The organism is Bradyrhizobium sp. UBA2491 (assembly GCF_002341725.1).
Classification (GTDB): domain Bacteria; phylum Pseudomonadota; class Alphaproteobacteria; order Rhizobiales; family Xanthobacteraceae; genus Bradyrhizobium.
In genome coordinates this window covers 1-23,633 of the sequence record NZ_DDOP01000045.1, presented here as the reverse complement: position 1 = coordinate 23,633, position 23,633 = coordinate 1, and the positions used below count along the sequence as shown (strand labels likewise).

At 63.4% G+C, this 23,633-nt stretch carries 18 protein-coding genes and 2 pseudogenes; 5 read left to right on the top strand and 15 right to left on the bottom strand.

The features are described from left to right. Window positions 1-35: 35 nt before the first annotated feature. Entirely contained in the window at window positions 36-1,205 is a 1,170-nt protein-coding gene (locus B2W55_RS15180; protein ID WP_024584898.1) for an OpgC domain-containing protein, read from the top strand. 89 nt (window positions 1,206-1,294) lie between these two features. On the opposite strand, the gene B2W55_RS15175 is transcribed toward B2W55_RS15180, so the two are convergent. Continuing rightward, on the bottom strand, window positions 1,295-2,959 hold the full coding sequence (locus tag B2W55_RS15175; RefSeq protein ID WP_024584897.1) for an amidohydrolase: 1,665 nt from the start codon (window positions 2,957-2,959) through the stop codon (window positions 1,295-1,297). A gap of 12 nt (window positions 2,960-2,971) precedes the next feature. Continuing rightward, on the bottom strand, window positions 2,972-3,367 hold the full coding sequence (locus B2W55_RS15170) for a hypothetical protein (RefSeq protein ID WP_145987118.1): 396 nt from the start codon (window positions 3,365-3,367) through the stop codon (window positions 2,972-2,974). A 124-nt stretch (window positions 3,368-3,491) separates the two neighbouring features. Here B2W55_RS15170 and B2W55_RS15165 point away from each other — a divergent pair, with 124 nt between their 5' ends. Further along, window positions 3,492-3,911, top strand: coding sequence for a winged helix-turn-helix transcriptional regulator (locus B2W55_RS15165; protein ID WP_024584895.1), 420 nt, complete (start codon window positions 3,492-3,494; stop codon window positions 3,909-3,911). Between the two features lie 19 nt (window positions 3,912-3,930). On the opposite strand, the gene B2W55_RS15160 is transcribed toward B2W55_RS15165, so the two are convergent. The 8 genes from B2W55_RS15160 to B2W55_RS15125 all read right to left on the bottom strand — a co-directional run bounded on the left by B2W55_RS15160 (window position 3,931) and on the right by B2W55_RS15125 (window position 13,889). Continuing rightward, on the bottom strand, window positions 3,931-4,116 hold the full coding sequence (locus B2W55_RS15160) for a hypothetical protein (RefSeq protein ID WP_029880230.1): 186 nt from the start codon (window positions 4,114-4,116) through the stop codon (window positions 3,931-3,933). Next, the gene (locus B2W55_RS15155; RefSeq protein ID WP_024584893.1) at window positions 4,116-5,261 is read right to left on the bottom strand and encodes a PepSY-associated TM helix domain-containing protein; all 1,146 of its coding nucleotides are present in this window, start codon (window positions 5,259-5,261) and stop codon (window positions 4,116-4,118) included. The genes B2W55_RS15160 and B2W55_RS15155 overlap by 1 nt, the downstream gene beginning before the upstream one ends. 15 nt (window positions 5,262-5,276) lie before the next feature. Beyond that, on the bottom strand, window positions 5,277-7,544 hold the full coding sequence (locus B2W55_RS15150; RefSeq protein ID WP_160306643.1) for a TonB-dependent siderophore receptor: 2,268 nt from the start codon (window positions 7,542-7,544) through the stop codon (window positions 5,277-5,279). A 408-nt stretch (window positions 7,545-7,952) separates the two neighbouring features. Further along, window positions 7,953-10,043 (bottom strand): hypothetical protein, encoded by a 2,091-nt coding sequence (locus B2W55_RS15145; protein ID WP_192827296.1) that lies wholly within the window; start codon window positions 10,041-10,043, stop codon window positions 7,953-7,955. A 204-nt stretch (window positions 10,044-10,247) separates the two neighbouring features. Next, complete coding sequence (locus tag B2W55_RS15140; RefSeq protein WP_024584890.1) at window positions 10,248-11,396, bottom strand: CaiB/BaiF CoA transferase family protein; 1,149 nt, start codon at window positions 11,394-11,396, stop codon at window positions 10,248-10,250. 73 nt (window positions 11,397-11,469) lie between these two features. Next, window positions 11,470-12,276: an enoyl-CoA hydratase/isomerase family protein gene (locus tag B2W55_RS15135; protein ID WP_024584889.1), complete on the bottom strand. Its 807-nt coding sequence runs from the start codon at window positions 12,274-12,276 to the stop codon at window positions 11,470-11,472. Between the two features lie 21 nt (window positions 12,277-12,297). Then, window positions 12,298-12,714 carry a Zn-ribbon domain-containing OB-fold protein gene (locus tag B2W55_RS15130; protein WP_024584888.1) on the bottom strand — a complete coding sequence of 139 codons (417 nt, stop codon included), beginning with the start codon at window positions 12,712-12,714 and terminating at the stop codon, window positions 12,298-12,300. Between the two features lie 11 nt (window positions 12,715-12,725). After that, the gene (locus B2W55_RS15125; protein ID WP_024584887.1) at window positions 12,726-13,889 is read right to left on the bottom strand and encodes a thiolase family protein; all 1,164 of its coding nucleotides are present in this window, start codon (window positions 13,887-13,889) and stop codon (window positions 12,726-12,728) included. A gap of 254 nt (window positions 13,890-14,143) precedes the next feature. On the opposite strand from B2W55_RS15125, the gene B2W55_RS15120 reads away from it, so the two are divergent. Then, on the top strand, window positions 14,144-15,370 hold the full coding sequence (locus B2W55_RS15120) for an ABC transporter substrate-binding protein (protein ID WP_024584886.1): 1,227 nt from the start codon (window positions 14,144-14,146) through the stop codon (window positions 15,368-15,370). Between the two features lie 18 nt (window positions 15,371-15,388). On the opposite strand, the gene B2W55_RS15115 is transcribed toward B2W55_RS15120, so the two are convergent. Continuing rightward, window positions 15,389-15,964 (bottom strand): helix-turn-helix transcriptional regulator, encoded by a 576-nt coding sequence (locus tag B2W55_RS15115; protein WP_291532236.1) that lies wholly within the window; start codon window positions 15,962-15,964, stop codon window positions 15,389-15,391. A gap of 460 nt (window positions 15,965-16,424) precedes the next feature. Here B2W55_RS15115 and B2W55_RS15110 point away from each other — a divergent pair, with 460 nt between their 5' ends. After that, complete coding sequence (locus B2W55_RS15110; RefSeq protein WP_024584884.1) at window positions 16,425-17,942, top strand: ATP-binding protein; 1,518 nt, start codon at window positions 16,425-16,427, stop codon at window positions 17,940-17,942. A 344-nt stretch (window positions 17,943-18,286) separates the two neighbouring features. On the opposite strand, the pseudogene B2W55_RS15105 reads toward B2W55_RS15110, so the two are convergent. The 4 genes and pseudogenes from B2W55_RS15105 to B2W55_RS15090 form a co-directional block, all read right to left on the bottom strand. Continuing rightward, window positions 18,287-18,463, bottom strand: a pseudogene (locus B2W55_RS15105) (VIT1/CCC1 transporter family protein); the annotation flags it as partial. Between the two features lie 9 nt (window positions 18,464-18,472). Next, window positions 18,473-19,777: an Nramp family divalent metal transporter gene (locus B2W55_RS15100; RefSeq protein WP_024342655.1), complete on the bottom strand. Its 1,305-nt coding sequence runs from the start codon at window positions 19,775-19,777 to the stop codon at window positions 18,473-18,475. Between the two features lie 207 nt (window positions 19,778-19,984). After that, window positions 19,985-20,938 carry an iron exporter MbfA gene (gene mbfA / locus B2W55_RS15095; protein WP_024342656.1) on the bottom strand — a complete coding sequence of 318 codons (954 nt, stop codon included), beginning with the start codon at window positions 20,936-20,938 and terminating at the stop codon, window positions 19,985-19,987. 465 nt (window positions 20,939-21,403) lie between these two features. Further along, window positions 21,404-21,721 (bottom strand): DUF736 domain-containing protein, encoded by a 318-nt coding sequence (locus tag B2W55_RS15090; protein ID WP_024342657.1) that lies wholly within the window; start codon window positions 21,719-21,721, stop codon window positions 21,404-21,406. An 874-nt stretch (window positions 21,722-22,595) separates the two neighbouring features. On the opposite strand from B2W55_RS15090, the pseudogene B2W55_RS15085 reads away from it, so the two are divergent. Then, window positions 22,596-23,365: pseudogene (locus B2W55_RS15085) on the top strand (IS5 family transposase). Window positions 23,366-23,633: the final 268 nt, after the last annotated feature.

Here is a 23,633-nt window from a genome sequence, read left to right as displayed (position 1 = left end):
CCGGAATCGCGGGCATTGGGATGGGGAGCGAACCGATGGACGTCAAAGCTGTCCTGCCACCGCGTGGCCGCGACTATCGCCTGGATCTGCTGCGCGGCTTCGCCAACTGGGCGATCTATCTCGACCATATCCCGAACAACGCGGTGAACTGGATCACTCAGAAGAACTTCGGCTTCAGCGACGCGGCCGATCTGTTCGTCTTCATCTCCGGCTATACCGCGTCCTTTGTCTATGCGCGGATGATGCTCGAGCGCGGCACCGTGATCGGCGCCACCCGTCTGATCAAGCGGGCCTGGCAGATCTATGTCGCCCACGTCCTGCTGTTCGTGATCTACATCGCCGAGATCGGCTATCTCGCCCAGCGCTACCACGACCCCAATTTGCAGAACGAGTTCAACGTCGCGGGCTTCATGCAAAACCCCGCCGAGACGCTCTATCAGGGCCTGATCCTGGCGTTCAAGCCGGTCAACATGGACGTGCTGCCGCTCTATATCGCGCTGATGCTGGTCTATCCGCTGGTGCTGTGGGCGATGTTGCGAAAGCTCAATCTGACGCTGCTGGCCTCGTTCCTGCTCTATCTCGCGGCACGGCATTTCGGCTGGAATCTGCCAGCCTATCCATCTGGCACGTGGTATTTCAATCCGTTCTGCTGGCAGTTCCTGTTCGTGTTCGGCGGCTGGTTCGCGCTCGGCGGCGCCAGCGAATCGATCTCGTTCATCCGTTCGCGCGCCTTCCTGTGGCTCGGCGGCGCCTATCTGCTGTTCGCGCTGGTCATGACGCTGGCGGGCCGCTTCCCCGAGCTTGGACAGGCGATGCCGGCCTGGCTCTACGATGCCTTCAATCCGAACGACAAGACCAACCTCGCGCCCTATCGCGTGCTGCACTTCGTGGTGCTCGCCTTCTTCGTGACCCGCTTCCTGCCGCGCGAATGGCCGGGCTACGAATGGCCGATCTTCGAGCCGATCATCAAATCCGGCCAGCAGTCGCTCGAAGTGTTCTGCGCGGGCGTCTTCCTCGCGGTGGTCGCACATGTCGTGCTGGTCGAGGTCTCCGAGAGCCTCTGGATGCAGATCGTGGTCAGCGTGGTCGGCATCGTGCTGATGACCGTGCTGGCCTATTACCGCTCCTGGTCGAAGAAGGTCGACAAGGCACCCAAGCCGCCGGCGGCCGCGACGACAGCGGCGGCCGCGAAGCCGGCGGAATAGGCCTGTTCGCACGTGAACGAACGCGGCCTGTCCGGCCGCGCTCTCGATCCGGCGCAAGCGCTATTCGCAAGTCCGCCACGCGCAAGTTTTCATCCGGCTTCGTGAACCTGACGGCCCTCGAACCATGTCGAAAGCACCTTGGTCTGCGATAGCCGTTCCGGCGCTGTCGCAAACAGGTCGCGATCGACCAGGATGAAATCTGCCGACTTGCCGGCTTCGATCGAGCCGGTGAGATCGGACAAGCCCATCGCCCGCGCCGCGTTGATGGTGTAGATGCGCAGCACCGTCTCGAGATCGAGGGCCTGCTCCGGCCAAAGCGCGCCGTCATATCCGCCCCGCGGATTGCGCCGCGTGATCATCCCTTCGATCCCGAGCCAGGGGTCGGGATTGGCCACGACCGGCCAGTCCGAGCCGGCCGCCATCAACGCGCCGGCATCGCGGAAATCGCGCAGCGGCCAATAGCAGTCGGCGCGGTCCTCCGGCATCGCCGCGCGGATGGCTTGCTGGATCGGGCCGGGATACCAGATGATCGGCGACAGGTCGGCTGCCACATCGAGCGCGCGGAAGCGCGGGATATCGGCGGGAGCAACGAAGCCTGCGTGCGCGATCTGGTGCGTAGCGCCGGCGCCGTTTCCGGGTCCGTTGAAGCTGCGCACCACGTCGATGGCATCGAGCGTATCGCGAACCGCGGCATCGCCGGTGCAATGCACCTTGACCCGCATTCGATGCTTCTCGGCCTTTGCGATCCACCGCACCAGGTCAGGGATCGAGATCAAGGGGTCGCCGCAGAAGCAGCAGCCTTGCAGGCGCGTGGCGCGGTATGGCGTGAGCATGGCGGCGGTCCGCGTCGTCGGCACCCCATCCATGAACAGCTTGATGAAATCGGGGCGGACGTGGCGGGTGCGATAGGTCTCGCGGCGCATGATCAGCGCGTCGCCGACGAGATCGGCGCCCGACAACGTCCGTTGCCCGGGCAGCGAGGCGACGCACCAGCCATTGAGCTCGTTCGCACGATCGAGCGCGGCCAGCGCTTCCAGGAACGGAAGCGTCGTGGTCGCATCCTGAAAGGCGGTGATGCCGAAGCCGTTGAGAATCTCAACCGCGCGGCGGCACGAAGCCTTGTTGCGCTCCGCAAGATCCGGGATGCTGCGCTCGACCGCCTGCTCGGCCGACCCCGAGGCCCGCTCCAGCAACAGCCCGGTCGCCGCCCCGGTCTCCGCGTCACGCAGGATTTGACCGTCCTGGGGATCGCGGGTGCCATCGTCGATCCCGATCAGTTCCAACGCACGCGAGTTGACCCACCGGTTGTGCTGGCTGTCGTCGCGCAGCATCACCGGATGCGCGCCGGAAACGGCATCGAGCGCCGCCAGCGAACTTGCACGGCCGATCATTTCGACCAGTTGACTGCCCCAGATGCCGCCGAAGACCCACTCGCCCGGCTTCGTCGTCGCGCATCGCGCGCGCACGGTTTCGAGCACCGCATCGAACGACATCGTCGGCAGCAGTTTCAATTCATAGAGGTCGGCTTGCCCGCCACGGAGATGGTGGTTGTGCACGTCGACGATGCCCGGCAACAGCATGCCGCCGCCGAGGTCCACCATCCTGGTTCCGGGACCGGCCAGGCCTTTGACATCGAGATCGCTGCCGACGGCGACGATCGTGCCGCCTGCCACCGCCATCGCCTCGGCGCGGCCCGCAGCGGCATCCGCCGTGAACACTTTGCCATTATGGAAGATCAATTCCGGCCGCACCATCGTGCTTCGCCCTCAGTGCGCCGACAGGCTTCGCGGCTGCCGCGCGAAAATGGTGAGGCACAGGGCGTAGGCCGCGATTGCGGCGGTCTGTAGCCAGTAAGGCAGCGTAGACTTGCCGGAGAGAACAGTCTGCAGCGCGTCGGAAACATTGACGGCGCAAAGTCCCAGAACGGTGACCCAGATCGCGACCAATGCGAAGAGAACCTCACCTGAACGTGCCGCGGAGGCAAACAGGCAGATATAGGCCACGACCGCGAACGAGATGATCTTGTCCTGATAGGCATAGTAGGGTGTATCGTAGTAGACGAACAGGATCGGGACCTTGATTCCGAAGAAATGCGCCACCGCCATGCAGCAGAAATAGGCCACGCCCGCCCACAACAGCAGATTGAGAATCCGACCGCTCATCGAGACACCCATGAAGCCTTGCGATCTGTAGCCGATGGCAGGCTGGTTACGCCGTTCCGATCGCGTCATGGTCCCACATCAATCGTGGACCAGCCAGACACATTAATTTCTGACCGAGGACACCATGGCCTACCAGCGCAAGCGCCCTGCCCCGGATCCCTGCCCGGTCGAGACGGTGCTCAAGATCGTCTCGGGCAAGTGGAAGGTCCGGGTGCTTCATCTGCTTTCGCTAGACGAACTCAGCTTCGGCGAATTGCGCAACTCGATCGCGGGCGTTCGCCAGCAAGTCTTGTCCAGCCTGCTGCGGGACCTGATCGCCGACGGCGCGGTCCAGCAGCGCAAGATTTCATCCGAACGATCGATCTACGCGCTGACGGAGCGGGGCTTCGAGCTGGTTGCGCTGCTGACCCCGCTGGCCGAGTGGGGAAACAATCTGCTCGCCGAACAGGGCGTGACGTGGCGACCACCCGAGCCGCGGCGAAGTGCCCAGCACGACGGCAGCGGCGAGACCTACCGGCCCTCCGGACAGAACGTGCAGCGATAGTTGCGTTCGGCCGGTTTGCTTACCGATTCCCGCGCCGGCTGACATAGAACACGATCACGACGAGCGGCAGCGCGAGCGCGAGCCAGGACGCCTGATCCCAGATGCCGTCGCCGAGCAGCGCCGAGATCAGCCCGAAGGCGATCACGGCGCAGAGCAGCACCGGCGCCAGGAATATCTGCGTGATCGAACGCTTTGCGGCCGGCATCAGGATCGCTCCGCGCCGGCGACCAGCGGCCGGCCCGCTGCGATTGGCGTGCGCGCCGGCACCTTGCGCAACTTCGCCGCCCAGAGATAGAGGCCGCTGCCCAGCACGATGATCGTCGCGAGGTCGAGCAACGCCCAGATGATCTTCAGCGGCATGCCGCCATAGTCCCCGAAATGCAGCGGACGCGACACGAACAATGCCTGGACATAGAGCGGCATGTCCCTGGTCTCGCCAAACGTGCCGTCATCGGCGTTGATCAGCACCGGCTTGAGCAGCCGCGAGGTCAGCGGCTGGTTGCCGCGGAGATAAACACCGTAATGATGGCCGCCGGCAAATGGCGAACCGGGCATCGCAACGGACTGCACCTTCATGCCCGGCGCATGCGCGAGCGCGGTATCGATCGCGCCTTGCGCCGACGCCAGTTTCGGCGGCACCGGCGCGTTGCGCCATGGCCCCAGCATGGCAACGAGCTCGGTCCGTTGCCAATGCTGCGCGATCTGCGTCGACAACGTGTTGATGACGCCGGTCACGCCGACGACGACCGTCCAGGCCAGGATGACGATCCCGAGCAGATTATGCAGGTCGAGCCAGTACAGACGGCGGCGCGGCCTGATGGTGCCGAACTCCAGCCGCCGCATGAATGGGCCATAGACGACGACGCCGGAGACGATCGCGACCAGGAAGCAAAGGCCCATGGCGCCCAGAAACAGCATGCCCGGCTGTTCCAGAAACAGATCCGTATGCAGGTCGAGCAGGAATTTGGTAACGGCGCCGCGGGCAGCAGCACCGACGTGGAGCACCCGTCCGGTACGCGAATCGACGCTGACGATCACCTCGGTTTTCGGCGCCGTAACGGTCGATGCCATGTAGACGTGCCAGATCGGATTCTCGTCATCCGCGCCGACGATCGTCACCACCTGGGTTGGCTGCGCTGCACGCGCGATGTCGAGAATCCGGTCGAAGCTGAGCAATGGCGCATTGTCCGGCGCCTGATCAGGCTCGATGGTGGCGCCCAACGCCGCGTCGATCTCATCGTGGAAGATCAGCGGCAGCCCGGTGATGCACAGCATCAGGAGGAACAGCGTGCAAACCAGGCTCGTCCATTTGTGGATGCTCGTCCAGAGGCGGATCGATCGCGGGGTCATGCGGAGCGGCCTCCATCAATTCCAGGTGTAGCGAACGCTGCCGATCACCGTCCGCCCGGACCCGAGGAAGCAGGAGTTCAGCGTCGTGCAGGAGGCGACATAGTACTTGTCGAACAGATTGGTGGCGTTCACCGCAAGCGTGACGCCGCGCAGCCTGCGATCGAGATTGGACAGATCATAGTGCACGGCGGCGTCGAACAGCGTGTAGCTCGGAATCGAAAACGAATTGGCGAGATCGGGATAGGAATCGCCGATATAACGCACGCCGGCGCCGAAGCCGAAACCGGCGAGCTGCCCCTGCTGGAAGGTATAATCGGCCCATAGCGCCGCCTGGTTCATCGGCTGGATCGGAAGGTGCTTGTTGAGCTGGGAGGGCGTGTTCGTCTTGGTCGTGAGCGTGTCGGTGTAGGCGTAGGAGGCGACCAGCTTCAGGCCCTCCGCCAGGCTGGCCTGGGCCTGGAATTCCGCGCCGCGCGACCGCGCTTCGCCGGTCTGTTCGCTGAATCCCAGAATGGGCGACGGCGTCACGACGTTCTGCTGCGTCATGTCGAACAACGCCGCGGTCAGCAGCAGGTTGGTGCCGGCCGGCTGGTACTTGACGCCGATCTCGGCCTGCTTGGCGGTGGTCGGACGCAGCGGAGCCGTCGCGGTCACTCCGAGCGTCGGCAGGAACGAGGTCGCATACGCGATGTAGGGGGCAATGCCGGAATCGAAGATGTAGCTCAGGCCGGCGCGTCCGGTGAACGCCTGGTCGTTCTGGTTGGTCTGCTTGTTGGTCAGGAAATTGGTCGAGTCGGTCGTGACCCAGTCGCTGCGACCGCTCAGGGTCAGCCGCCACCGGTCAAGTGCGATCTGGTCCTGCACATAGAGGCCGGTCTGGTCCTGCGTCTGGCTGGAATTGTTGGTCTTGATCGTCGGGAACGTGATCGCCGCGCCGTAGACGGTGTTGTAGAGGTTGATCGGTGGCGCGGCGCCGACACGCATGTCGATCGAGCTGTCGATGTGCCGATAGTCGACGCCAAACAGCATGGTGTGCGCGAGCGGGCCGGTCGCGAACCGCGCCTCGGCCTGATTGTCCAGGGTGACGGAACTGGCACTCTCAGGAAACGAGAACGCACCGCGATTGAGCGTCTGCAAATCCGGCTGCAACGCCGTCTGCATCAGCGCGCCGGCGCCCGCGACCGCGTAGGTGTTGGTCTGAAGGTCGAAATAGCGAACGTTCTGCCGCACCGTCCAGACTTCGTTGAACGAGTGCTCGAACTGGTAGCCGACCCAGGCCTGGGTGCGGTCGAAATGATCGAAGCCGGGCTCGCCGAGGAACTTGGTGAGCGGGATGCGTCCGTTGGGGTTGGCGTAGAGCGTGCCGACCGCCGGCATGAATTGCAACGCCAGCCCGGTGATGTCGCGCTGGTAGCCGCCCAGGAACGTGATGGTGGTATCGAGGTCAGGCTTGTAGGTGATGGACGGCGCGATTGCGCCGCGGAAGTCATTGACGAAATCGACCTGTGTTCCGCCGCCATGGACCGTGCCGGCGATGCGCCAGAACAGATCGCCCTTCTGGTTCACCGCACCGACGCCGCCGACGTCGAAATTGGCCTGCACCTTACCCCAATTGTCCGCAAGCAGCTCGAACGAGTTCAGCGGCGTGGCCGTCGGCAGTTTGCTGACCATGTTGACGAAGCCACCGGGAGGGGCCTGGCCATAGAGCGAGGAGGATGGTCCGCGCAGCACTTCGATCCGCTCCAGCAGTGCGAGATCGAGCTTCGGCTGGCCGAATGTGGCCGCGCCGTAGGGCAGCCGCATGCCGTCGAGGAAGAGCTGCGCCTGGAAGCCGCGGATCCAGAGCGATTCGAAGCGCGTGTCGTTCGGGCTGTTGGTGACGATCCCCGGGGTGTAGCCGATCGCCTGCACCACCGAGCGCGCGCCCTGGTCGCGGATCTGGTCGGCGCCGATCACCGACATCGACTGCGGCACTTCGAGGATCGACGTGTTGGTCTTGGTTCCCGCCAACGTGCGATGCGCGACGTAGCCCTGGATCGGACCATTGCCTTCGCGGAACGAGCCGCGGCTCGCCACCGTCTCGGCGTGCGGTGGAGCACTCGGTACGTTGCGGTTGGCAGCGTGCCTCGGCCGGTCGCTGCGTGCCGCGCGCGAACCGCGCGACGCCGTCGTGCGCGGTTGCGTCCGTTGTTTCGGTGCCTCCACGGTTACCGGCGGCAACACCGCTGCGCCCTGCCCGCTTCCCGCGGTCTGCGCGGCTCCCGCCGTTGCATACCCCGCCAACGCCACCCCTACACAAACAACGATCGGAGCTTTCGCTCCAGCACCCAGCATTCCCACTTGTCACGCCCCATGCGACTGATGAGGCAGCCGTAACGCCACGGCTCTGTCGAGAAAAGAACTAGCAGCCGCGGCTTTCTGGAATCGCTCTTAGAGCGCTTCTATTTTCATCGACGTACGTACCAGCGTGACATAAATCCGTGGAACATTCGACTTTCGGAGTAGGCGTCCGTGACGCGAACCGCGCGACGAGGAACCGTTCCCGCTTGAGCCGGGACAAATTCCCGAGCGTGACATCGTGCAATGCAACGGGCGGTTCCAACCGGATTCATCACGACGTGAGGCGAACGCTGGACCGCCGACGTCCCGTAGGACATCGGGCGGCTGCAATGCTCGAGACGGGATCTCAGTTCAGAACTTTACGGTGATGCCCGAGTACACCGTCTGCTCCGTGCAACTCCTGTTGCTGGTACCATCGGCAAAGAAGCAAATGCTGTTGGCCGGATTGCTGCCGTCGAACCCGAACTTGTTCCTCCAGTAGCGATACGCGACCCAGGCGTCGACGAAATGCGCGTATTTCGCGCCCCACAGCGCTTTGCTCGCGTCGAACGTCAGGCGGACCGGCTCCGAATTGATCTCCGTTTTGGTGCTCATCGCGGATGGCAGCGTGTAGCCGCCATAGGCCCCATTGCCCTTCGGACCGTAGAAGCCAGCGCGGCCGCTGACCGAGAAGAAGCGCAGGCTCTCCGGCAGGAAACCGAGATCCATGCCGTAATTGACTTCGACCGCCCAGGTCGGATTGAAGTGCAGATTGCCGTCGGGCGTCCCGGTCAGACCGGCCGGCAGCAGCCCTGCGTAGGGCGGATTTCCAAGCAGTGCGAAGCCGGCATAATTCGGATAGGCAAAGGTGTTGTGGTTCCACTCCTGATAATAGAGCGGCGCTATGTTCAGATAGCCTCGGTAAGGCAGGTCGAACGCAAACTGCAGACCGGCGACGACGGCTTTCTTTTCGGGTGACATGAAGTTGTTTGCGATTCTAAGGTCCGCACCTGCTTCGAATGAGATGTTCTTCAAAGGCCCGACCGTGAAGGCGCGCGTACCGAAAGCCTCATTCCAGCCAAGCGTGCTGCGCAGCGACGCGTTGAATTCGTAGGTTCCTGCGCATGGTCCAGATGCCCCGAAGACCGGCGTGCCATATGCCGCCGAGCACGGGGACGACGGATCGCGGTGATCCGATCGCATGACGTCGGCATAGAAGCTGTTGGTGCCGTAGCTCCAGGCATCGTTATGCGCGTAGGCAAAAACCTGCTTTGCGGTACTGGCGGTCTGTCCGGGCGACGTTGCGTCCGGCAGATAGGCATAGGTGAGCCGGTTGTCGACATCCTTGAAGAACGGCAGGCCGAACGCGGATAGCGCCGGCGTGCCCGGCACCTCGGCGCCGAGCTTGACCGTGATGCCCGAATACACGCCGCTGTCGGAACAACTGCCATTGTAGACGCCGCCGGGCGCGCAGGTCGGGTCGTAAGCCACCGCATAGCCGGCAGTGTTTCGGTTGTAACGCCATGCCGTCCAGATATCGACCAGGTGGCTGTATTGCGGCCCCCAGAACAGTTTGCCCGCATCGAGCGTCACGCGGATCGGCTCGGTGACATACTCCACGGTCCGCGATTTCAGCGGATCGCCCACATAGGGCCCGTAATATCCATTGCCCTTCGGGCCACGGATCGAGGCCCGACCGCTGATCGAGAAATACTGCAAGCTTTCCGGCAGGAAGCCGAGATCCATGTAGTAGTTGGTCTCGATCCCCCATGTTGGATTGAAGCGCTGCACACCGTCGGGCAGGCCGGTGAAGGGCGGCTTGACTCCGATTGCGCCGTCCGTGCCGGACGGCAGGGCATTGTTGGTGTAGCCCCAGTCTTGCGAGTAGACCGGCGCGATGTTGAAGTAGCCTTTGTATGGCAGCGCGAAGCCGAATTGCAGCCCGGCGATCACCCCCGAGCCGGAGGTGGCGGTCAGCAGGTTGAACGGCGCCATGCTGGCGCCCGCCAGGAACGAGATATTCGTCAAGGGTCCGACCGAGAACGCCTTGGTGTCGAACAACTCGTTCCAGCCAAGGGTGCTACGGACGGAAAACAGACCAACCGCACCACCCGCGCAGGGACCGGCCGGACCCGCCAGGTTGCCGACGCATGGCGGCGTCGGGACCGCATGGTCGTACTTGCTGTAGAGGATCGAAACGGTGTTGGTGCCATATGCCCACGCATCGAAATGCGTGAAGGCAAGCGTATTGGTACTGGCGTTCCTGGTGTAGCCCGGCACCGCCGCCGACCCGTAATATGAGTATGTCACACGGTTGTCGTTGATCAGAAAGAACGGCTTCTCGGCAGCCGGCTTCGCCTTGAGTACCGGCTTGTCTTTCGCGAGATCCGCAGCAGATGCTCCGGTTATTCCAGCCAGAGTCACCACCCACAGAACCGGAATTCCTCTGTTGAAGACTGTCATGTTTCCCCCTTGCGCTGCTTTTTATCGGCGTCAGCGCGCGACGCTGGCCTCGAGCGCGCAGCTCAAGATCAGCGACCACCTTCGCGACGTGAACGACTTTGATTTCCAGCGTCGATTTGAACTTCGACGCAGCTATCGCCGACCTACGAGCCCTCAACCATGTGCATGCTGCCCCGTGGCGTTGTTCGATCTCGAGTCGACCGATCAACCTTCCGACGCCAGAAGGCCGAGCTCGTCGAGAATTTCGCGCGTGTGCTGGCCGAGCGACGGCGCATGCGAGCGAATCTCCGAGGGCGTCGCGCTGAAGCGGGCGGCGGGCCTCGCTTGCCGGATCGGCCCCCAATCGGGATGATCGCAATGCTGCACGATGTCGTTGACCGCGATCTGCGGGTCGCGCAACAAGTCCTCGATTCCAAGGACCGGCGCGCAGGGCACATCGTTCCAATCCAGCACGTTCAGCCAGTGCTCGCTATCGCGGTGTCGCAAGACCTCCTGGATTTCCGCGATAAGCAGCTTGTCGTTCGTCAGACGCGACGAACTGGTGGAAAACCTCTCGTCGTGAAGCCATTCCGGCTTCTCCAGCGCCGCACACAGCCCACGCCACTCGATCTGCGAAACGACGGCCGCGGTGATGTAGCCATCCGTGGTCTCGAAAATCCGGTCCACGCGTCCCGGCGGACGTTTGGGATCGTCCTGCGACGAACGCGTCAGCGAGCCCAGTGCCGACACCCACAGGAACGACACCATGGCATCGAGCATCGCAAGCCTGACCGTCTGCCCCTCGCCAGAACGGGCGCGGGCGAACAATGCCGCCGTGATCGCCTGGGCCGCGGTCATGGCCGCGACCTGATCGGCGAGGATGATCTGGACGAATTTTGGTTTCCCGGTCTCCCGGTCGGCTTGCAGGGCAGCGACACCTGACGCCGCCTGGATGATGGGATCGTAGACGCGCTTGTGGATGTAGGGACCGTTCTCGCCGAACCCGTTGATCGAGACGTAGACGATGTCAGGCTTGATCGCGCGCACCTCCGCCTCGCCGAAGCCCATCCTGGCGGCGGTGCCCGGGCGGAAGTTCTCGACCAGGACATCCGCGGTTCTGACCAGTTCGCGAAGCGCCTGCCGGCCCGGCTCGTGCTTGAGGTCCAGCATCACCGATCGCTTGTTGCGATTTGCGCTGAGAAAGGATGACGAGACGGAACCGGGTCCGACGCCGAAATGACGCAAAGTGTCGCCCTCGGGCGACTCCACCTTGATGACGTCGGCGCCCTGATCGGCAAGCATCTGCGTGGCAACGGGACCGGAGATCATGGTCGTCAGATCAAGGATCCGAACACCTGCTAGCGCGCCGCTCATTTCATTCCCTCTTTCCGATTCCACGCAGGCGACCACTGGTCCTCAACGGCAACCCGATATGCACAGCCCGTTGCTATCGGCCGCGAAACCGCGCCGGCCGCTTTTCGGCGAAGGCACGCGGTCCCTCGCGGGCATCCTCCGACCGCGTGACTTCGCGTCCTGCCGCCGTCTCGATGGCAAACCCCTCCGACAACGACAGTCCGCTGCTTTGCAGGGCGACCCGCTTGATCGCCTGGACCGACAGCGGTGCGCTGCTCACGAGCGCCTCGACCATCTTCTCGGTCTCGGACAACAGCGCATGCGGCTCGACCACCCGGTTGATCATTCCCGCCGCCAGCGCCTCGGCCGCGGTGAAGATGCGTCCCGTCATCATCAACTCCATCGCAAGGCAGTAGGGAATTTGCCGTGGCAGACGCACCATCGATCCTGCACCCGGCACGATTCCGCGCTGCGCCTCCGGCAATGCGAAGCGCGCCGACGTCGTCGCGATCCGGATGTCGCATGCCAGCACCAGCTCGCAGCCTCCCGCGTAGGCGACGCCGTTGACGGCGGCGATGATCGGCTTCGCGACGATCCGGTCCTTCATGAAGCCGCCACGGCCGGCCTTGCGCATCTCGACGACCCGGCGATCCCATTCGTCTTCGGGCTCGCGCGCGCCGGTGTAGAGCGGGATCAGGCGTTTGAGGTCGGCGCCGGAGCAGAACGCACGGTCGCCGGTCCCGGTGACGACAGCAACGCGCAGCTCGTCGTCGGTCTCGAGCATCTGCCAGGCGTCCTGCAACTTGCAGCATGCCTCGGGGCTCATGCAATTGAACACCTCGGGCCGGTTCAGCGTCAGCCAAAGCGCCGGGCCTCTTCTCTCAACAATCAAATCGCTCATGTCGTTCTCTCCCGGGCAACCTTACCGCTGCGACGCTGGTCGAAACTTGATCAGGGTGACTGCGTCCGAGACCGGTTCGAAGACCGCCTTCACTTTCAACCCCACCGAAATCTCGTCGGGCGCACAGTCGATGACGTTGCTGGTCAAGCGCACGCCGTCGCCGAGCTCGACGATCGCAATGATGTACGGCGTGTCGCCCTTGAATTCTGGCATCGTTGCCCAGTGGCAGACCGTGTAGGAGTAGACCTCTCCTTCAAGGCCGCAGCTCACCCACTCCAGATCGTCATTCCAGCACGCGGTGCACAGCGGTCGTGGCGGGTGCTCGATATGGCCGCAGGCACGGCAGCGCTGCGCACGGATTTCCGAGCGGCGCGCGCCTTCCCAGAACGGCAGGGACAGCCGCGACGGCTGCGGCAGGGGTTTGGAGGAGGCGCCCATGACTGTCTGTCTCACTGGTTTGCAAGCACGAGGGTGACCTGGTCGCCCATCACGCCGCCATTGCCATGGGCAACACCCAGGCTCGCATTCTTCACCTGGCGCGCCGCGCCGCGTCCCATCAGCTGGCGCACGGCTTCGACGACGTGGATCATTCCACCGGCCGTTCCCGGCTGACCGAACGAAAGCTGGCCGCCATTGGTGTTGAGCGGAAGATCGCCGGCGAAGGTCAGGTCGCGCTCGGCGACGAACGGACCGCTCTGCCCCTTGGGGCAGAACCCCATGTCCTCCAGGCTGACCAGAACCGTGATGGTGTAGCAGTCGTAGACCTGAACGAAATCCATCTGCTTCGGCGCGACGCCGGCCATGGCAAATGCGGTTTCCGCTGACGCCTTGACCCAGGACTCCGTGATGTTCTTCCGTGCCGAAATCGCCAGATGGGTGCCCGCCTCGCCGGCACCAATCAGATGGACCGGACGGTTCTTCGACGCGCGCGCGACGTCGCGGCTGCTGACGAGAACCGCGGCGCCGCCCGAGCAGCGCGAGACGATCTCGAGCAAATGCAGGGGATCGAACACCAGCGGAGACGCCAGCACCTTGTCCACCGTCAGCGGCTCCTTGTTGAACAAGGCGATCGGATTGCGCAGCGCGTTGGTTCGCTGGTCGACCGCGACCTTGGCCATCTGCTCCGGCCGCGTGCCGTATTCGTGCATGTGCCGCCGCGCGATCAGGGCATAGCCCGCGTTCGGCTGCGATATGCCGAACGGCGCATCGAACTCGGCGCGATGCGCCGGGCTCAAATGACCGAGCTGGAGCGAGCCTCCCCCGGCGGTCACGCCACCGATGACGCACAGTACGTTGCGGCACAGTCCGGCATGGATCGCCGCGGCCGCGCGCCAGATCATGCCGGCCGCGGATGCGCCGCCAAGCTCGACGGTGTCGAAATATTTCAGTGACATGCCGAGGTTCTCGCCAACCACCGTCGGCCAGAACATGCTGAAGGAATCGATCGGGGTCGTCGTCAGCAGCCCGTCGATGTCGCGCTTCTCGAACCCGGCATCCTGCGCCGTCTCTCGCGCCAGCCGCGCGATGATCTCGAGCGAGACAAGACCATCCGGGGTCTTGGTCGGCGGGAACTCCGCATAACCGGTAATGGCCGCCGCACCCTTCAGACTCACGATCAATGCCTCGCGCTCGCTATTTCGATCCCGGACGGGCCGGCTTCATGTCGCGGCGAGGATTGCGGAAATGAGCCGGGAAAAATACCTCCCGGATTCGCGAGGGTCGCCGCGCAGCCTCGGGCAGGCGGCTTACCTCTCGTTTTCGCAAGGTGGCATCCCGCATCACCCGGCGCTTCAATCACGTGGCGTTCAATCGTCCTCACTCCGTCGATTTGTGCCGACGGAGACCGATCAAGCTGTGGGAGCATCCCATGCCGATGGGCAGAATCATCCTGAGCGTTGCGTGCGTCGTCGCGAGCACCCTGGCTGCTGCCGCCACCGACAAGAAGTATGACGGTGGCGCGACCGACACCGAGATCAGGATCGGGAACCTGGCGCCCTACAGCGGCCCCTTCTCCGCCTACAGCGCCCTTGCCAAGGCGCAGGAAGCCTACTTTCACAAGATCAACGACGAAGGCGGCATTCATGGACGCCGCATCAAGTTCATCTCCTATGACGATGCCAGCAGTCCACCCAAGACGGTCGAGCAGGTGCGCAAGCTGGTCGAGAGCGACGACGTGCTGGCGGTGCTCGGCCCGCTCGGAACCCCGAGTAACACGGCGATGCAGAAATATCTCAACGCCAGGAAAGTCCCGCAGATCTTCGTCGGATCCGGCGCCGCGAAATGGGCCGATCCGCAGAACTTCCCGTGGACCATGGGCATGTTGCCGAGCTACCGCGGCGAGGGACACATCTACGCGGCCTATCTGCTCAAACAGCGGCCCGAGGCGAAGGTCGGCATCCTCTACGAGAACAACGACTATGGCAGAGACTATTTGAAGGGCTTCAAGGACGGCCTCGGCAATGCCGCCAAGGATATGATCGTGGCCGAGGTCCCCTATGAGACGAGCCAGCCGACGATCGACTCGCAGATCGCCACGCTGAAGGCCAGTGGCGCGGACACGCTGTTCAGCGTCACCAGCGCGCGGTTCGCATCACAGACCATCCGGAAGCTGGCGGAGCTGAACTGGAAACCACGGATATTGCTCAACGGCATCTCGACGTCGATCAGCGCGGTGCTCGAGCCGGCGGGCCTCGAGAATGCGAAGGACATCGTCTCGGCGGCTTCCCTGAAGGATCCGACCGACCCGCAATGGACGAACGATCCCGAGACCAGGGACTACCTGACCTTCCTCGGGAAATACGATCCCGGTGCCAACAAGGCCGATGCGATCGTCACGGCGGGCTATGTCGCGGCTCAACTGATGGTTCAGGTGCTGAGACAGTGCGGCGACGACCTGCGACGGGAGAACGTCATGAAGCAGGCCGCCAATCTCAGGGATTTCCGGGCGGCAATGCTGTTGCCGGGCATCATGGTCAATACCAGCAGCAGCGACTACCGCCCGATCGAGGGAATGCAGTTGGTGAAGTTCGACGGAACCCGCTGGGTGCCATTCGGCCCGATCCTCAACAGCGAGTCGGGCCTTCCGCAGCCTTAGCCTGGACCGCTGCGACGCTCATGCGATCGGACCGATCAGGCCGAGCTGCGCGGCCTTGGCCACTGCCTGCACGCGGGTCTGGGCCTGCAACTTCTTCATCACGTTGTCGATATGAAATCGCGCCGTGCCGGGGCCAAAGCGCAACTCCTTGGCGATCTGCTTGTCGGTCAGCCCGCGTCCTGCCAGGGTGACGCAATCGATCTCGCGCTTGGTGAGATGATTGATGGCTTGTGTCACGTCGGCATTGGCGGCAGCATCGAGGCACGAGTTCATCAGGTAGATGCCGGCGACCACCAACGCCGAACGATGGGTTTCGAGGCAGTGCTCGAGATCGATTCCCTTGCGGTCGAGGAAATGGAGACATCCGACCCGGCCGCGCGGCGCGTGGATCGGAACGCAGAGACCGCCCAGGATGCCGTAGGTCTTCACAAACTCGATATTCTTGCTGGAGACGTCGATCGTCGCGGGGCCCTGACCGTCGTGTCGCCACGTGAAAGGCAAGTATTGCGTTCGGCAGGCCAGATAGACCGGGGATTTCATCCGGTACTGCCGCTTGTCCCATACCCGGCGAAACTCGATGAACTTTTCCGACAACGGCCACCGCGACCGTCCGGCGATATGGAGTTCACTCGATTCGGACGCGAGATCATCCCGAAACAGGACAAGCGGAAGGCCGATGGCTTGGCCAACGGCCTTGACACGATCGAGCGCCGACGCGAAGTCGCAAAGCGTTGCCATCTCCGTGCAAAGCTCCAGGACCTGCTCCTTGCGCATCACGACCTCCCCTGTCGAGGTCCGCTGGACCCACACGGCTGATCTTGTTGTTGATTATCGATCGGCCGCGGATATCAGGACCATCACGATTCGGGATCGTCAATAGACAACCGCAGCCCCCCCCCCGCGGTCGGAGAACACCGCAAGGCGGCAGCGCTCTCCGCCTCAGCAACCTATCCACTGCTTGCGCAGGCTTGGGGATAGCGTGGCAGCTGGGTGCTCGACTGGGCGCGGTGAGCTTGTTAAGTCGCGTCTTCGCAAGGATGATTTGAGTCGAAGCATGACGGTCGCGATCGAGATGGGACAAACGACGGCCGGCGCTTCGGCGGCCATCGACCTCGAGGAGCTCTTGGCCACGCGCCTGCTGGTGCAGGGCAATTCGGGTTCCGGCAAGTCCCATCTGCTGCGACGCCTGCTGGAACAGAGCGCGCCCTGGGTGCAGCAGACCATCATCGATCCCGAAGGCGACTTCGTCACTCTCGCCGAGCGCTTCGGTCACCTCGTGATCGACGCCGAGGATCATACGGAGCGCAGCCTGCAGGTCGCCGGCGAGCGGGTGCGGATTCATCGCGTCTCCACGGTGCTCAATCTCGAAGGGCTCGACGCCGAGAACCAGATGCGGCGTGCCGCGGCCTTCCTCGGCGGGTTGTTCGACGTCGCCCGCGACCATTGGTATCCGATGCTGGTGGTGGTGGACGAAGCGCAATTGTTCGCGCCGGCGATCGCGGGCGAAGTGTCCGACGAGGCGCGCAAGCTGTCGCTCGGCGCGATGACCAATCTGATGTGCCGCGGCCGCAAGCGCGGCCTTGCCGGGATCATCGCGACCCAGCGGCTGGCGAAGCTCGCCAAGAATGTCGCGGCCGAGGCGTCGAACTTCCTGATGGGCCGCACCTTCCTGGACATCGACATGGCGCGCGCCGCCGACCTGCTCGGCATGGAGCGGCGCCAGGCCGAAGCGTTCCGCGACCTGGAGCGCGGACAATTCATGGCGCTCGGACCCGCGCTGTCGCGCCGTCCGCTCGGCCTGCGCATCGGTCCGACCGATACCCAGCCGCGCAACGCGGCACCACGACTGATGCCGCTGCCCGAAGCGACGCTGGAAGACGCGCGCGCGATCATCCTCGCGGCGCCGCCGCCTGAGACCAGCGCCCGGCCGCAGCGCCGGGCACCGTCCCCGGATTTGCTCAGCCAATTGATGGCGGCGAAGTCGCCGGCACCGGAACCGGCTCAAGAGGCTGCGGAACAGCCGCTCAGTGCCGAGCAATTGGCCGAGCGGCGCGAACGGCTGGACCGGATCCTGCGCGCCATCCTCGCCGAGCCGGACGCCGGCTTCCGCGCCATCGGTGTGCTGTATCAGGAGTTCGTGGTCCGCTGCCGCATCGAGGGTCTCGGTGCTGTCGTGCCGGAGCTGACCGATTTCCGCCGCATGCTGACGCGGGCCCGCGCCGGGCTCGGTACAGAGATGGCCGAGGACGACGCGTGGCAGGACGTCTCGCTGCGCGCCTCCCTGCTGCCTGAGGACATGCAGGGCGTCTTCATGATGATCGCCCGCGCGGCGAAGGAAGGCTGGCCCTGCCCGAGCGACGCCGCAATCGCGCGCGCCTACGGCACCCATTCGTTGCGCCGCGCGCGGCATCTTCTGACCTACATCGAGGAGCAAGGCCTGATCGTCTGCCAGCTCGACGGCGCCGGACGGCGGATCGTGACGCTGGTCGAACTGGCCTGGGCAACCGCGGCCGCCGACCCGAACGTGGATGAAGCACCGGCGGAGGCCGCCTGCAACGACTCAACACCGTGAGCCATGCAGGATCAAGACATGCACGAAAAAGGCCCGCCGTGAGGCGGGCCTTTTTGTCGGAACCGGTTGGTCCGAAGCTTGGTTGCGGGGACTGGCATTGGCCAGAACTTGCGCGATCCCCAAGTTGAGGTGGTTGCGGGAGGGCGCAACCATCAGAACTTGCGGACGCAAAAAAGCCGCCCGGTTGGGGCGGCTGATCTACGCGATTTGGCATCGCAATTTGAGATGGTTGCGGGGGCACGCAACCATCTCAAATTGCTTTTTCGAGCGGCGGCATAGCTACCTGCCGGCGCTGTGTTTCCGACGATAGCGTACCACAATGAGGAAGTTCGAATCCCCCACGGCCCGGCAACGAGCCCGGCGATGCCGGCAACGAGGATTTCGTGCTGGGCTGTTGTAGCGGCGGCGACGCCCACGATCAGGCTCGACGTCCATATCAGCCCGTCATTGGCTCCGAGCACTGCGGCTCGAAGCCAGCCGATACGCTCGATGAGATGAGCTTCCTTGTGAATTGTGCGCATGTTTCCCCCTTATCCAAATCCCGGAATCGAGACGCCGAAGACCTGGAGAAGCAAAATGACGTTGAGACCGAGGACGGCGATCGTTCCGGCAACGGCGGTGAGATGGGTGAGACGACCATTGGCGAATTCGCCCATGATCGCGCGGCTGCGCGTGAAAATGACGAGCGCAATCATGGGAAGCGGCAGCGCGAAGGAGAGAACGACCTGGCTGTAGATCAGCGCGTCCGTTGCGTTGGCCCCGAGCAGAACGACGATAAATGCCGGCAGCATCGTTGCCAGCCGGCGCAGCCAGATCGGAAGGCGGAATCCGGTGAAACCCTGCATGATCAGTTGGCCCGCCATGGTGCCGACGGCTGATGAGGAAATGCCGGACGCCATCAGCGAAACCAGGAACACGGAAGCGGCGGCGGCCCCCAGCAAGGGCGTCAGCGTATGGTAGGCCGTGCTGATTTCCGCGACATCGGGATGGCCGGTATGGAAAGCGGCCGCCGCCATCATCACCATGGCGATATTGACCGCGCCGGCGACCGCGAGCGCGACGAAGCATTCCAGATTGGAGAAGCGCACGAGGGCACGGCGCTCTGCATTGTCACGGGCCGACGCCCGGTTCTGCGTCAGACCAGAGTGCAGATAAAGCGCGTGCGGCATGACCGTCGCGCCGATGATGCCGACCGAGATGGTCAGGGCAGCCCCGTCAGGCATTGACGGCATCACGATACCAAGCATCGCTTCGCCCCAGGCGATCGGCGCGATGACCAGTTCGATCACGTAGCAAAGGCCAATCGCTGCTACCAGCGCGCCGATGATGAGTTCCATCGGGCGATAGCCACGCCCCTCGAACAGCAGGACGCCATAGGTCACGATCGCGGTAACGGCCATTCCTGCGATCAGAGGTATGCCGAAGAGCAGCGACAGACCAATGGCGCCACCGAGAAACTCGGCGAGGTCCGTCGCCATCGCGGCAATCTCGCTGACGACCCACATGGCATAGCGCACAGGCGTTGAAACCTGATCGCGGCATATCTCGGCAAGGTTCCGACCGGTGACGATGCCAAGCTTGGCCGAAAGCGCCTGGAAGAGCATGGCAATTAGGTTGGCCATCAGTACGACCCACAGCAGTGAGTAACCGAAGCGGGCGCCCGCCTGGATGTTGGTGGCGAAGTTGCCGGGGTCCATGTAGGCGATCGAGGCGATCACCGCCGGCCCGGCAAAGAGCAGGGCTGATCGCGCACCGCGCCGCCGTCCTGCCAGCACCTCGCGAATTTGCGCGTCGGTTCGCTCCGACAGGCTCTCGCGAACAGCCGTTTCAGTCATCGCGCCTCCTCGGCCTTGCCGCGTCGCGCCGCAGCGCCTGGAGGTCTTCCCGCGCGATCGGCAGCGAGCATGCGTAACGGACCTGGCATCGGCTTGGGCCAGCCGTGAGCAGGAGCTGCGTCAGGCAATCGGGCAAGCGATTACCCCCGGAAAGTATGGAAGCCATCGCTACCGGCGACGAGGTGGCGTTGTTCCTTCGCTTGAACATCAAGCGCTGCCGATGAAGATGCCCGTGACCAGCACGAGAAGACCGCCGAGGACGACCTGAATAATGGCCGAGGTGAAGGGCGTCTCCATGTACTTCCAGCGAATCCAGGCAATGGCGAACAACTCCACCGCCACCACGATCATCGCCGCGATGGTCGCGGTCCAGAAATTGGGGATCAGATAAGGCAGCGTGTGCCCGAGGCCTCCGATTGCGGTCATCAGGCCGCAGATGCCACCGCGCAGCCAGGGATGGCCGCGATCCGTGATCTCGCCGTCGTCGGACAACGCTTCGGTCAGCCCCATGCTGATGCCGGCGCCGATCGATGCGGCAAGGCCGACGACAAACGTGTTCCACGAATTGTGCGTGGCAAAGGCGGCCGCAAAGATCGGGGCCAGGGTCGAGACCGAGCCATCGATCAAGCCGGCGAGGCCGGGCTGTACCACCTGCAAGAGGAAGAGGCGCTTGGCTGTAGCCTCTTCCTCCTCGCTGGCATCGACCGTGCGGGTCGTCTCCAGATTAGCCGCAATGTTGACGTGCTGATGCTCCTCTTCAGCCAGATCGGTGAGCAACGTGCGCATGCCGACATCCGTCGTGCGTTCAGCCGCCTTCGCGTAAAACTGGCTGGCCTCATATTCCATGAGTTGAGCCTGCTTGCGGATCGCATCGAGGCGCAGGTCCTTGAGGAGCCAGACTGGATTGCGCTTCAGGAACCCCTTCACGTCCTGCCGGGTGATATAGGGTAACTCGTCCCCGAACTTGTCAGTGTAGACCTTCAGCAGCCGGCGGCGGTGTCCCTGCTCCTCGGCAGCCATTTCCTCGAACGCCCGCGCCGAGGCCGGATAGGTGCCACGCAGCTTCGCTGCGAAATTGAGATAGATTCGTGCGTCCTCCTCCTCATTTGCAACGGCCAGGGCCAGCACCTCGGATTCGGAGAGGTCGTCAAAACGCTTCATGGATCACCAGATTTAGAATGATTCTAATCATGGTAACCGTTGGCGATCGAGTCTGTCAATATTTTAGAATCATTCTAAAAATATGCACCCACTTCCAGTCGTTGAGACCGCTCCTCTGCTCCAGTTTGTGGTCACGCCGATCCGAACGAGGGCCGCCGCTACCACCAAAAGAACCAGCACGTCGTAAGTCGGGGCGAGACCGGGGGGGCAAGGCGCAAGGGCGGCCGAGACGGATGGGAACCCGGCCCGGCCGAGCGTCAGCGATCCCTTGCGCCGCGCCAGGGGGCAGCGCCCCCAAGCAACCTGTCCGGCGTGAGCGAAGCGGGAGCCGGAGGGAAGATCCGATCGGGATGCCGGAAATCTGAAAGTCGAAATCTCCTCATCCCGATCTCTCTATTTTCTTGAAGGCGGCGGGCATGAGCATAAAGAAGCCCCGATCTTGGCGGGGCTTCTGGAAGGCTGGCCTCAATCGCCGTTGCGGCGGGACCAGATGAGGTTGTGGCCGCTGCCGTCCTCGGCTTCGACCAGGCTGGCGTAGATCGGGGCCGGGAAACTCGGATCGTCCAGCTTGACGGAGAGGTATTCCCAGCTGCTCTCGCGGGCGGTTTTCTTCCAGGCCGCACCGAACTCGGTCGCACCGGCGAAGATGCGGAAGTCGGGGCCGCGCTTGCTTTCGCCTTCGGTGGGGACGAACTTGGCCTTGACGTTGAGGGTCAGGGTCTTGACCGCGCCGGTGAAGCCCGCGCCGTTTTCGTTCTTGGTGAAGGTGCCGATGGTTGCCATTGCCGTATTCCTTTTCCTGTCGGGCCGCACCATTGCGACCTCGATAAGGGTCGTGAGACCGGGGACGATCGGCCCCGCACCCGAAGGGCCGGAATGAAGTGGAAGGCGGCCGGCGACGGCTTTTTTGGATCGCGATGCAAAGCCGAAGGCGGCGGACAAAAGTTGGCGACGGACGTTGCGGGAGACGAGCGAGGCGAAGCCGGTTCTCGGTCAGACCCATGCCAATCGAGATCGCGGATGGAGCGCCCGTTTCAGGAAATCAGGGGAATACGGCAATGGCGGCCGTCCCTGCGCCTCGCCGCTCGAGAACGGAAACGGCGCGGGGTTCGCTGGTCGATGTTCTGCCGCCTGACCTTCATCGTCAAGGCCGGCAACCGCCCCCGATGGGTGTAAGCGATGCTCGGCCGAGCTTTCGCTCCCTCGCTGCACAGGCTGGGTTTGATGCTGCCGGAACGACTGCTCACGAGAGCAGCCATGAATGCCTTGGCCCGCAACTTCGATCCGGGTTTCCGGTGCTGCTCTGCTCCCTGCCGTGATCGACCGAGTGGAGCTGCCTCATCACACTGGTGTCAGTGCGATGGTGAATGAGGCCCGCCTATGTGGGGCGCTCGCGAAATGACCGCCGCTGCCTTTGCGTTTTGCGTTAGCGATCGAAGCCGAATGGCGGAAACGCGCCATGGGCGTGGTTCCGGCGCAGCCGAGAGCGCGGCCCGAAGGGCAACGCCAAAGCTCTTTTTATACCCTCATCGGGTAGCCAGCACCGGTAATGGATCGTGGGGCATCGCCCTAGCTAGGACCAATCGACATTCAGGATTCAGTTCTGTCGTGATGTGTGATTCATGGGGCTCCAGACCCGTTGGTCTGGAGCCTGCAGATGTCGAAGCCGAAGCGCTACGAATTGACCCTTGAGCAATGGCGCCGGGTCGGGGGTTTGTTGCCCGGCAAGCCCGGTGATCCGGGCCGTTCTGGGGCGGATAATCTCAATTTCGTCAATGGCGTGCTCTGGGTACTGCGCTCCGGCGCACATTGGCATGACCTGCCTGATCGCTATGGCAAGTGGAAAACTGTCCACAAGCGCTTCACGCGATGGGCGAAGGCCGGCGTATGGGAACGTGTCTTCGCCCACCTGATCGACGATCCCGACAACGATTATGTGAGCCTCGATTCAAGCCTCGTGCGCGCTCATCAGCAGGCAGCCACCGGAAGGGGCGGCGGGCAAAAAGGGGGGACCAGGCTCTGGGGCGCTCCAGAGGAGGACTGACGACCAAGATCCACATGGCCGTGGATGCGCTGGGCCGACCACTGAAGCTGATCCTCACGCCCGGACAGCGCGGCGATGCACCGCTCGCCCCGGCCCTGCTCCAGGGCCTCTCGCCACGCCGCGTGCTTGCCGACAAGGCCTATGATGCCAATACCCTTCGCGGCTTGATCGCCAGCATGGGCGCCGAAGCCGTCATTCCCTGCATCCCCACCCGCAAGCAGCCGATCCCCTACGATTTCGAGGCCTACAAGGTCCGCAACACCATCGAGCGATGCTTCAACAAGCTCAAACACTTCCGACGCATCGCAACCCGCTTCGACCGGCGCGCCGCAAACTTCCTCAGCTTCCTACACCTCGCCGCAGCAATGCTATGGATGCGCTGAATGTCGATTCAGCCTAAACCTTCCTCCAGCGCGCATTGAATTCAGTGTGTTGGAATTTCGAAGGACACTTATCTTTTTGGATAAATATCGTTGACAAGGCCACGCCGCTGTATTTAGCTTACCCAAATGGGTAACCAATTGCATCTCCAGTTCCATGCCCTTGCAGACCCGACACGGTTTGTCAATCGGCGTTCAAATTTGACCCCGTATCGGCTTCCAATTTTGACCCCCTTGAGCGGCTCGGTTTGGCGGTAGCGCTCGTCTCGTC

What these genes read in the sequence shown, in the direction of transcription:
- B2W55_RS15180 (WP_024584898.1), top strand. Translation starts at nt 36, where the DNA reads ATGGACGTCAAAGCTGTCCTGCCACCGCGTGGCCGCGACTATCGCCTG.
- B2W55_RS15175 (WP_024584897.1), bottom strand. Translation starts at nt 2,959, where the DNA reads ATGGTGCGGCCGGAATTGATCTTCCATAATGGCAAAGTGTTCACGGCG.
- B2W55_RS15170 (WP_145987118.1), bottom strand. Translation starts at nt 3,367, where the DNA reads ATGAGCGGTCGGATTCTCAATCTGCTGTTGTGGGCGGGCGTGGCCTAT.
- B2W55_RS15165 (WP_024584895.1), top strand. Translation starts at nt 3,492, where the DNA reads ATGGCCTACCAGCGCAAGCGCCCTGCCCCGGATCCCTGCCCGGTCGAG.
- B2W55_RS15160 (WP_029880230.1), bottom strand. Translation starts at nt 4,116, where the DNA reads ATGCCGGCCGCAAAGCGTTCGATCACGCAGATATTCCTGGCGCCGGTG.
- B2W55_RS15155 (WP_024584893.1), bottom strand. Translation starts at nt 5,261, where the DNA reads ATGACCCCGCGATCGATCCGCCTCTGGACGAGCATCCACAAATGGACG.
- B2W55_RS15145 (WP_192827296.1), bottom strand. Translation starts at nt 10,043, where the DNA reads ATGACAGTCTTCAACAGAGGAATTCCGGTTCTGTGGGTGGTGACTCTG.
- B2W55_RS15140 (WP_024584890.1), bottom strand. Translation starts at nt 11,396, where the DNA reads ATGAGCGGCGCGCTAGCAGGTGTTCGGATCCTTGATCTGACGACCATG.
- B2W55_RS15135 (WP_024584889.1), bottom strand. Translation starts at nt 12,276, where the DNA reads ATGAGCGATTTGATTGTTGAGAGAAGAGGCCCGGCGCTTTGGCTGACG.
- B2W55_RS15130 (WP_024584888.1), bottom strand. Translation starts at nt 12,714, where the DNA reads ATGGGCGCCTCCTCCAAACCCCTGCCGCAGCCGTCGCGGCTGTCCCTG.
- B2W55_RS15120 (WP_024584886.1), top strand. Translation starts at nt 14,144, where the DNA reads ATGCCGATGGGCAGAATCATCCTGAGCGTTGCGTGCGTCGTCGCGAGC.
- B2W55_RS15110 (WP_024584884.1), top strand. Translation starts at nt 16,425, where the DNA reads ATGACGGTCGCGATCGAGATGGGACAAACGACGGCCGGCGCTTCGGCG.
- B2W55_RS15100 (WP_024342655.1), bottom strand. Translation starts at nt 19,777, where the DNA reads ATGACTGAAACGGCTGTTCGCGAGAGCCTGTCGGAGCGAACCGACGCG.
- mbfA (WP_024342656.1), bottom strand. Translation starts at nt 20,938, where the DNA reads ATGAAGCGTTTTGACGACCTCTCCGAATCCGAGGTGCTGGCCCTGGCC.
- B2W55_RS15090 (WP_024342657.1), bottom strand. Translation starts at nt 21,721, where the DNA reads ATGGCAACCATCGGCACCTTCACCAAGAACGAAAACGGCGCGGGCTTC.